This is a genomic window from Streptomyces albus subsp. chlorinus, assembly GCF_013302895.1.
Classification (GTDB): Bacteria; Actinomycetota; Actinomycetes; order Streptomycetales; family Streptomycetaceae; genus Streptomyces; species Streptomyces chlorinus.
Genome location: NZ_VJOK01000001.1, coordinates 4,329,365 through 4,337,793, shown reverse-complemented (window position 1 = coordinate 4,337,793; position 8,429 = coordinate 4,329,365). Strand labels below are relative to the sequence as shown.

General features: G+C 71.3%; 9 protein-coding genes. 4 read left to right on the top strand and 5 right to left on the bottom strand.

The features are described 5' to 3' along the window. The first annotated feature begins 56 nt into the window (after nucleotides 1–56). The 4 genes from FM076_RS18900 to FM076_RS18885 all read left to right on the top strand — a co-directional run bounded on the left by FM076_RS18900 (nucleotide 57) and on the right by FM076_RS18885 (nucleotide 2,448). A complete protein-coding gene (locus FM076_RS18900) occupies nucleotides 57–584 on the top strand; it encodes a nuclear transport factor 2 family protein (RefSeq protein ID WP_173872198.1) in 528 nt (175 codons plus the stop codon). Between the two features lie 367 nt (nucleotides 585–951). Next, nucleotides 952–1,311: a dihydroneopterin aldolase gene (gene folB, locus FM076_RS18895; protein ID WP_173872197.1), complete on the top strand. Its 360-nt coding sequence runs from the start codon at nucleotides 952–954 to the stop codon at nucleotides 1,309–1,311. Then, nucleotides 1,308–1,904 (top strand): 2-amino-4-hydroxy-6-hydroxymethyldihydropteridine diphosphokinase, encoded by a 597-nt coding sequence (gene folK, locus FM076_RS18890; protein WP_173872196.1) that lies wholly within the window; start codon nucleotides 1,308–1,310, stop codon nucleotides 1,902–1,904. The genes folB and folK overlap by 4 nt, the downstream gene beginning before the upstream one ends. 55 nt (nucleotides 1,905–1,959) lie before the next feature. Next, the gene (locus FM076_RS18885; protein WP_173872195.1) at nucleotides 1,960–2,448 is read left to right on the top strand and encodes a DUF3180 domain-containing protein; all 489 of its coding nucleotides are present in this window, start codon (nucleotides 1,960–1,962) and stop codon (nucleotides 2,446–2,448) included. 118 nt (nucleotides 2,449–2,566) lie between these two features. Here FM076_RS18885 and folE read toward each other — a convergent pair whose 3' ends face one another. From folE to FM076_RS18860, 5 genes are all read right to left on the bottom strand, one after another. Then, nucleotides 2,567–3,178, bottom strand: a complete 612-nt coding sequence (gene folE / locus FM076_RS18880; RefSeq protein ID WP_173872194.1) for a GTP cyclohydrolase I FolE — start codon at nucleotides 3,176–3,178, stop codon at nucleotides 2,567–2,569. Nucleotides 3,179–3,307: 129 nt separating this feature from the next. Further along, the gene (gene ftsH, locus FM076_RS18875; protein ID WP_173872193.1) at nucleotides 3,308–5,329 is read right to left on the bottom strand and encodes an ATP-dependent zinc metalloprotease FtsH; all 2,022 of its coding nucleotides are present in this window, start codon (nucleotides 5,327–5,329) and stop codon (nucleotides 3,308–3,310) included. Nucleotides 5,330–5,504: 175 nt separating this feature from the next. Next, a complete protein-coding gene (gene hpt / locus FM076_RS18870; protein ID WP_173874853.1) occupies nucleotides 5,505–6,044 on the bottom strand; it encodes a hypoxanthine phosphoribosyltransferase in 540 nt (179 codons plus the stop codon). Nucleotides 6,045–6,149: 105 nt separating this feature from the next. Further along, the gene (gene tilS, locus FM076_RS18865) at nucleotides 6,150–7,283 is read right to left on the bottom strand and encodes a tRNA lysidine(34) synthetase TilS (RefSeq protein WP_173872192.1); all 1,134 of its coding nucleotides are present in this window, start codon (nucleotides 7,281–7,283) and stop codon (nucleotides 6,150–6,152) included. A gap of 226 nt (nucleotides 7,284–7,509) precedes the next feature. Next, a partial coding sequence (locus FM076_RS18860) for a zinc-dependent metalloprotease (protein WP_173872191.1) occupies nucleotides 7,510–8,429 on the bottom strand: 920 nt, incomplete at its 5' end.

The following is an 8,429-nucleotide window of genomic DNA, read 5'->3' as shown; positions in this document are numbered from 1 at the left end:
CCCACCAGGGACCCCGCGACGGCCCCCGTGGCAGACCCCGCGACGGAGGCGGACCGATGAGCGGCACCCCCACCGACATCGAGGCGGTCGAGGCCGCCAACACCGCTCTGTACGACGCGGTCGAACGAGGCGACATCGAAGCGCTCTCCCGGATGTGGCTGGGCGGCGAGGCCGAGGACCCGCAGGACCCGGAGGGCGGTGAGGGCGAGCACGGGGTCCGCGTCGTCCACCCCGGCTGGCCGGTGCTCACGGGCCGCGGCGAGGTGCTGCGCTCCTATGCCCTGATCATGGCGAACACCGAGTACGTCCAGTTCTTCCTGACCGATGTCGAGGTCTCCGTGCTGGGTGACACCGCCCTGGTCAGCTGCACCGAGAACATCCTCAGCGGCGGCCCGGCCGAGGAGGACGGCTCCGCGGGGCCGCTGGTGGGCGGACTGGTCGTGGCCACCAACGTCTTCCGCCGGACGGAGGACGGCTCCTGGAGACTGTGGTCGCACCACGGCTCCCCCGTCCTCGTCGAGCAGGAGGAGGACGGCCCCGGCGAGGACGAGAGCGATCTCGGCCAGGGTGACATCGAACTGTGAGATCCACCGCACGAGCCCGGCCGGCCCCTCCTCCACAAGGCCCCTCCCCCCGCCCCGGCGCTCTTCCGCGGACCGGCGCCCTCCCACGGCCCGACGTGCCAGGACCGCCCTTCGGCGGGTAGACCCCCGCGGGTGAGCCGCACCACCCCGTCGTGCGGGTGCCCGCACCGGCAGGCCGCACCGACGGGACGCGCGGAGGACCCGCACGGGCGGACCCGTCCGGGCGATGGACGGGGCCGGGAATGCGCGCGTGAGCGGCGGTGCTGTGGGGTAGGCGGCGCCGCGAGCCGCCGGGCACCCGGGTAGATTCGAGCCGGTGCCGCCGGCCGCGGCACCACATTCGTACCGACCGACGGGAGTGATGCGCGTGGACCGCGTCGCACTGCGCGGCCTGAAGGCGCGTGGGCATCACGGGGTGTTCGCCAGGGAACGCGAGGAGGGGCAGACCTTCGTCGTGGACCTCGACATGGGCCTCGACACACGCCCCGCCGCCTCGGCCGACGACCTGTCCCGTACGGTCCACTACGGCGTCGTCGCCGAGGAGGTCGTCGCGGTCGTCGAGGGCGAACCCGTCGACCTGATCGAAACGCTCGCCCAGCGGATCGCCGACACCTGCCTGCGGCACGAGGCCGTACGCGAGGTCGAGGTGGTCGTCCACAAGCCGGAGGCGCCGATCACCGTCCCCTTCGAAGACGTGACCATCACAATCAAGCGGAGCCGCGCATGACGCCGAACAGTGACCCGACCGTACAGCCGGTGCCCGCCTCGGTGGTGCAGCAGGTCGACGCCGCCGACACGACACTGCACAACCCGCAGACCGCCGTCCTCTCGCTGGGCAGCAACCTCGGCAACCGCCTGGAGTGCCTGCAAAGCGCCGTGGACGCCCTCGCGGACACCCCCGGGCTGAAGGTCAAGGCCGTCTCGCCGGTCTACGAGACCGAACCGTGGGGCGTCGACCCGGAGAGCCAGCCGAGCTACTTCAACGCGGTCGTGATCGTCAAGACCACCCTCCCGCCCGGCTCCCTGCTCGAACGCGGCCACGCCATCGAGGAGGCCCTGGAGCGCAAGCGCGAGGGACGCTGGGAGCCCCGCCCCATCGACGTGGACATCGTCGCCTACCAGGACGTCGTCTCCGACGACCCCGGCCTGACCCTGCCCCACCCGCGGGCCCACGAGCGGGCCTTCGTGCTCGTGCCCTGGCGCGACGTCGACCCCGCCGCCGAGGTCCCGGGTCACGGACCGGTCGACGCCCTGCTCGCCGGGCTCGGCACCGAGGGCGTCACCGCCCGCCCCGACCTGGAACTCGTCCTGCCCGCCTGAGCGTTGGTGCCCTTGTACCGCTGATCTCCGTGCACCTCCGCGAGGTGGAGGCCCGATGAACCAACTCCGTGTCCGCACCCTGGCGGCGCTCTTCGTCGTCGCCGGGGTGCTCTCGTGGGGCGGAGCGAGGCTCTGGGACTCGCTGGGCTCCCTGCCCGGCGTCCCCGTCGCGGCGCCCGTCGTGCTCGGCGCCATCGCCGCCGTCCTGCTGGCCACCGCCCTCTCGCTCCGCTCCCGTCTGAAGGCCCAGCGCGACCGCGTCCCCGGCGTTAAGGGCGTCGAGCCGATGATGGCCGCCCGCGCCGTCCTCTTCGGCCAGGCCAGCGCCCTGGTCGCCGCCCTGGTGTCCGGCCTGTACGGCGGCACCGGCCTGTTCCTGATCACCGAACGCGCCGACGTCCCCGCCCGCGCCACCCAGGCCCTCTACGCCGGCCTCTCCGTCGTCGCGGGCATCGCCGTGATAGCGGCCGCCCTCCTCCTGGAACGCATCTGCCGCCTCCCGGACGACGAGGACGACAACACCCCCGGCGGAGCCAGGTCGTAGGCGTCACCCGCCGCCGCGCCCACCTGCCCGCCCACCAGGACGTGCCAGGACGTTCCCGTGCGGAGCGAGGCGGCAGCCGTGCAGCGAGAAGGGGTCCGGCGCCGTAGGGCCGGTGGGCCTACTTGGCGAGTATCAGGCTCATCGCCTCGGCGCGGGTGGCCGAGTCACGCAGCTGGCCGCGGACCGCGGACGTCGTCGTCTTGGCCCCCGGCTTCCGGACCCCCCGCACCGACATGCACATGTGCTCGCATTCGATGACCACGATGACACCGCGCGGCTCCAGGATCCGCATCAGCGAGTCGGCGATCTGCGTGGTGAGGCGCTCCTGCACCTGCGGCCGGCGGGCGAAGACATCCACCAGGCGGGCCAGCTTCGACAGCCCCGTGATCTTGCCGCTCGCGGCCGGGATGTAGCCCACGTGCGCCACCCCGTGGAACGGCAGCAGGTGATGCTCGCACTGGCTGACGACCTCGATGTCCTTGACCAGCACCATCTCGTCGTGGCCGAGGTCGAAGGTGGTGGTCAGCACGTCCTCGGGGCGCTGGCGGAGGCCCGCGAACATCTCGCGGTAGGCCCGTGCCACCCGGGCCGGGGTTTCCAGGAGGCCCTCGCGGTCCGGGTCCTCGCCGACGGCGATGAGCAGTTCGCGGATGGCGTTCTCGGCACGCTTCTCGTCGAACTCGCCTATCGGGGTAGGGGTCGCCCCGTCCAGGGTCACCGGGTCGGTCATCTGGTCCCTCGTTCCTTGGCCTCTACAGCCGTCATGCGTCCACACAGCGGAAAGCCGCGCCCCTCGACGGTAACGCGAAGGGCGCGGCTGTCATTCCGTGGGTGCGGGGCAAACCCCGCTGACCTGCGGTTACCCGTTGTCGGGGTCCGCGGGCTCGACAATGGCGTCCGAGTCCCGGGGGCCGATCTCCTTGCCGACGTTGGTGGAGGAGTTGCCGTTGGTCAGCGCCGCGGGCGGCACCGAGACCGGGGGCCGGGTGGAGGGGGTGCGCCGCGAGGAGCCGGTCCACGCGGGGCGGGCGGGACGCTTGACGACGGGGCGGAAGATCTCGGCGATCTCCTCCTTGTTCAGCGTCTCCTTCTCCAGCAGGGCCAGGACGAGGTTGTCGAGGACGTCGCGGTTCTCCACCAGGATTTCCCAGGCTTCGTTGTGCGCCGTCTCGATCAGCTTCTTGACCTCCTCGTCCACCAGTCCGGCGACCTCCTCGGAGTAGTCGCGCTGGTGGGCCATCTCCTTGCCCAGGAAGGGCTCGGACTGGTCGGAGCCGAACTTGATGGCGCCCAGCCGCTCGGTCATGCCGTACTGGGTGACCATCGCCCGTGCCGTGGCCGTGGCCTTTTCGATGTCGTTGGCCGCACCCGTGGTCGGGTCGTGGAAGACCAGCTCCTCGGCCGCCCGGCCGCCCATCATGTAGGCGAGCTGGTCGAGCATCTCGTTCCGCGTGGTGGAGTACTTGTCCTCGTCGGGGAGCACCATCGTGTAGCCGAGGGCGCGGCCTCTCGACAGGATGGTGATCTTGTGGACGGGGTCGGAGTTGGGGGAGGCCGCCGCGACCAAGGCGTGTCCGCCCTCGTGGTACGCGGTGATCTTCTTCTCCTTGTCGCTCATGATCCGCGTCCGCTTCTGCGGACCGGCCACGACGCGGTCGATGGCCTCGTCCAGGAACTTGTTGTCGATCAGCTTCTGGTCGCTGCGGGCGGTGAGCAGGGCGGCCTCGTTGAGGACGTTGCTCAGGTCGGCGCCGGTGAAGCCGGGGGTGCGGCGGGCGACCGCGCTCAGGTCCACGTCGGGCGCCATGGGCTTGCCCTTCTGGTGGACCTGGAGGATCTCCAGGCGGCCCTGCATGTCGGGGCGGTCGACGGCGATCTGCCGGTCGAAGCGGCCGGGGCGCAGGAGGGCGGGGTCGAGGATGTCGGGCCGGTTGGTGGCGGCGATCAGGATGACGCCGCCCTTGACGTCGAAGCCGTCCATCTCGACCAGCAGCTGGTTGAGCGTCTGCTCCCGCTCGTCGTGGCCGCCGCCCATGCCGGCGCCGCGGTGGCGGCCGACGGCGTCGATCTCGTCGACGAAGACGATGGCGGGGGCGTTGGCCTTGGCCTGCTCGAACAGGTCGCGGACACGGGAGGCGCCCACACCGACGAACATCTCCACGAAGTCGGAGCCGGAGATCGAGTAGAAGGGCACCCCGGCCTCGCCCGCGACGGCGCGGGCCAGCAGCGTCTTACCCGTTCCGGGCGGGCCGTAGAGGAGCACGCCCTTGGGGATCTTGGCGCCGACGGCCTGGAACTTGGCGGGCTCCTGGAGGAACTCCTTGATCTCCTGGAGCTCCTCGACGGCCTCGTCGGAGCCGGCCACGTCGGAGAACGTGGTCTTCGGGGTGTCCTTGGTGATGAGCTTGGCCTTCGACTTGCCGAAGTTCATCACCCGGGAGCCGCCACCCTGCATCTGATTCATCAGGAACAGGAAGATGACGATGATCAGCACGAACGGCACCAGCGAGATCAGCATCCCGACGAACGGGTTCTGCTTCTCGGGCGCGACCGTGTACCCCTTCGGGATCTCCTTCTGGTCGTACTTCTGCTGGAGCTCCTTGGCGATGTCGACGCCCTGGTCGTCGATGTAGCTCGCCTTGATCTTGTCGCTGTCCTCGACCTTGGCGCCGTCCTTGAGCTCGAGCTTGACGATCTGCTCGTCACCCGTGGTGAGCTCGGCGGACTTCACCTTGTCCTGTCGGATCGCCTGTACGACCTGGCCGGTGTCCACCGTCTTGAAGCCGCCGGACGAGCCGACGACCTGCATCAACACGACCACGGCAAGGACGGCCAGCACGATCCACATGACCGGCCCGCGGAAGTATCGCTTCACGTCCATCCATACGGAGCGCGTGCGCCCCGTCCCTCCTGCCACAGTGAGTTGAAAAGCCTGACCTTCGGACGGTACCCCAGCATTGTCACCCGGCGCCGCCGAGGACGGTCAACCACACCGTCCTCCGAAGCCTGAACGAGGGGCACCGTCCCTGTGTTCCCGTCCCCGGGGTACGGAACCGTCAGCCGCCGTAGACGTGCGGCGCGAGGGTGCCGACGAAGGGGAGGTTGCGGTACTTCTCGGCGTAGTCGAGCCCGTAGCCGACGACGAACTCGTTGGGGATGTCGAACCCGACCCACTTCACGTCGATCGCCACCTTGGCGGCGTCCGGCTTGCGCAGCAGTGTGCACACGTTCAGGGAGGCGGGTTCGCGCGACCCCAGGTTCGACAGCAGCCAGGAGAGGGTCAGGCCCGAGTCGATGATGTCCTCGACGATCAGGACGTGCTTGCCCTTGATGTCGGTGTCCAGGTCCTTGAGGATGCGGACCACGCCGGAGGACTGGGTGCCGGCCCCGTAGGAGGAGACGGCCATCCAGTCCATGGTCACCGGGTTCGCCAGGGCACGCGCCAGGTCGGCCATGACCATGACGGCGCCCTTGAGGACGCCGACGAGCAGCAGATCCTTGCCCGCGTACTCCGCGTCGATCTTCGCGGCCAGCTCGGCCAGCTTCGCGTCGATCTCTTCCTTGCTGACCAGCACCGACTCCAGGTCGGTGCCCATGTCTTTCTCGTCCACCCGTGCTGCTCTCGCTCGTCGAGGTCCGCCACATCTCCTGACCCGCCGGGAGACCGGGTGGCCGACCCGGGTTGGGTGCCGGGACGCCGGTCAGTTCGGTGAGCCGTGCCGGACGACCAGTCTGCCACCCTGCCTGGCGACCTCGACACGGCCGGGCAGGTTCAGGGCCCGCTGGCCGCGCCAGGCGGTCAGCAGGCGGTCCATCTCCTCGATGTGCCGCGCGAACAGCGAGCCGGCGGGGGAGCCGGCCTCGATGGCCGCCCGGCGCAGCACGCGGCGGCGTACCGCGGGCGGCAGCGCGTACAGCCGTGCGACGTCCAGCTCGACGTGGACGGCGGCGGCGCCCGGCTCCTCCTGCTGTCCGGGCACGGTGGGGGTGTGCAGGACGGCGCGCTCGGCGTCGTCGGTCCACGCGTCGAGCGCGTCGGCGTCGTCGCGGGAGAGCTGCGCCGTACGGGCGAGGGCCTCGATGACGCCCTTGCCGAGCGCCTTCTCCAGCGCGGGCAGCGCCTCGTGGCGCACCCGGGAGCGGGTGTAGGCCGGGTCGGCGTTGTGCGGGTCGTCCCAGACGGGGAGGGACTGGACCATGCACGCCTTGCGGGTGGTCTGGCGGTCCACGCCCAGGAAAGGGCGCCGGTAGCGGCCACCGGGTCCGGAGACGGCGGCCATGCCGGACAGGGAGCGGGTGCCGGAGCCGCGGGCGAGGCCGAGCAGCACCGTTTCGGCCTGGTCGTCGCGGGTGTGGCCGAGCAGGACGGCGGCGGCGCCGTGCCGCTCGGCGCACTCGTCCAGGGCGGCGTAGCGGGCCTCGCGGGCGGCGGCCTCGGGGCCGGTGCTGGTGCGGCCCACCTGGACGGCGACCGACTCGACGGGGGACAGCCCGAGATCGGTGAGCCGGTCGGCGACGTCCTGGGCCCGCTCGGCGGAGCCGGGCTGGAGGCCGTGGTCGATGGTGACGCCTCCGGCGCGCAGGCCGAGGCGGGGGGCTTCGAAGGCGAGCGCGGAGGCGAGCGCCATGGAGTCGGCGCCGCCGGAGCACGCCACCAGGACGAGCGGCGCCCGCTCGGCGGGGCCGGGGGCGGCGGCACCGGGGCCGGCCGCGGCGGGGGCCGTCGCCGAGGGTGCGGCGGCCAGGGGGGCGGCCGTCACCTGAGCGCTGAGCACGTCGTGGAGTGTGCGGCGGACCGCCAGGCGTATCGCGGCGACCGCGGGGTGGGGACCCATGTCCGATTCACTTCCTCGTCAAGGATCTGCGCCGACCGCGCGAGGGGGCTCCGCGGTCCTGTGGGGCGCTTGGGGGAAATTACCGGCCGACTCTGCCGACTCTTATCACGCTGTGTATGCCGATGGTGACAGAGACGAACCGCGTTCCCAGAGCATCGCACGCGTACAAGGCCCGCACGGTCCCTCAGAAGAGTGATTGGGGAGGCATCCGCGGCTCCCGTACGGCTCAGTCGGCCCTGCGGTGCACCCGCGCGATCCACTCGGCGGGTTCGGCGATCTCCGCCTTGGTCGGAAGGGTGTTCGGTGACGTCCACACACGGTTGAAACCCTCCATGCCCACCTCGTCCACGACGGCGCGCACGAACCGCTCCCCGTCCCGGTACTGGCGCAGCTTGGCGTCGAGGCCCAGCAGCTTGCGCAGCGCCAGGTCGAGGCGGCCGGCGCCGGTGGCACGGCGCTTCTGGAACTTCTCCCGGATCTCGGTGACCGTCGGGACGACCTGGGGGCCCACCCCGTCCATCACGTAGTCGGCGTGCCCCTCCAGCAGCGACATGACGGCCGTCAGCCGGCCGAGGATCTCGCGCTGGGCGGGGGTCTGCACCAGTTCCACGAGGCTGGGCCGCTCCTCGGTGCCCTCCCGCTCCCCGTCACCGGACTTCTCCCCCGGCTTGCCGCCGGTGAGCGCCTGGGCGGCTTCGCGGAGCCGCTCCAGCAGGGTGGAGGGGTCGATGTCGGTCTGCTCCAGGAAGGACTGGATCTCCATCCGCAGGTGGTCGCGCAGCCACGGCACGGCGGTGAACTGGGTGCGGTGCGTCTCCTCGTGCAGGCACACCCACAGCCGGAAGTCGTGCGGGTCGACCTCCAGTTCCCGCTCCACGTGCACGATGTTCGGTGCCACCAGCAGCAGCCGTCCGCCGCCGTCGGCGCCGCCCGGCAGGTCCCGGCTGGCCGGGGCGAACGTCTCGTACTGGCCCAGCACCCGCGAGGAGAGGAACGACAGCAGCATCCCCACCTCGACGCCGGTGACCTTGCCGCCGACGGCGCCGAGCACGGCCCCGCCCGGGAGGTTCGCGCGCCGCTCCTGGACCTTGCCCAGCAGCGGCGAGAGCAGTTCGCGGAAGCCCGCGACGTTGGCCCGTACCCAGC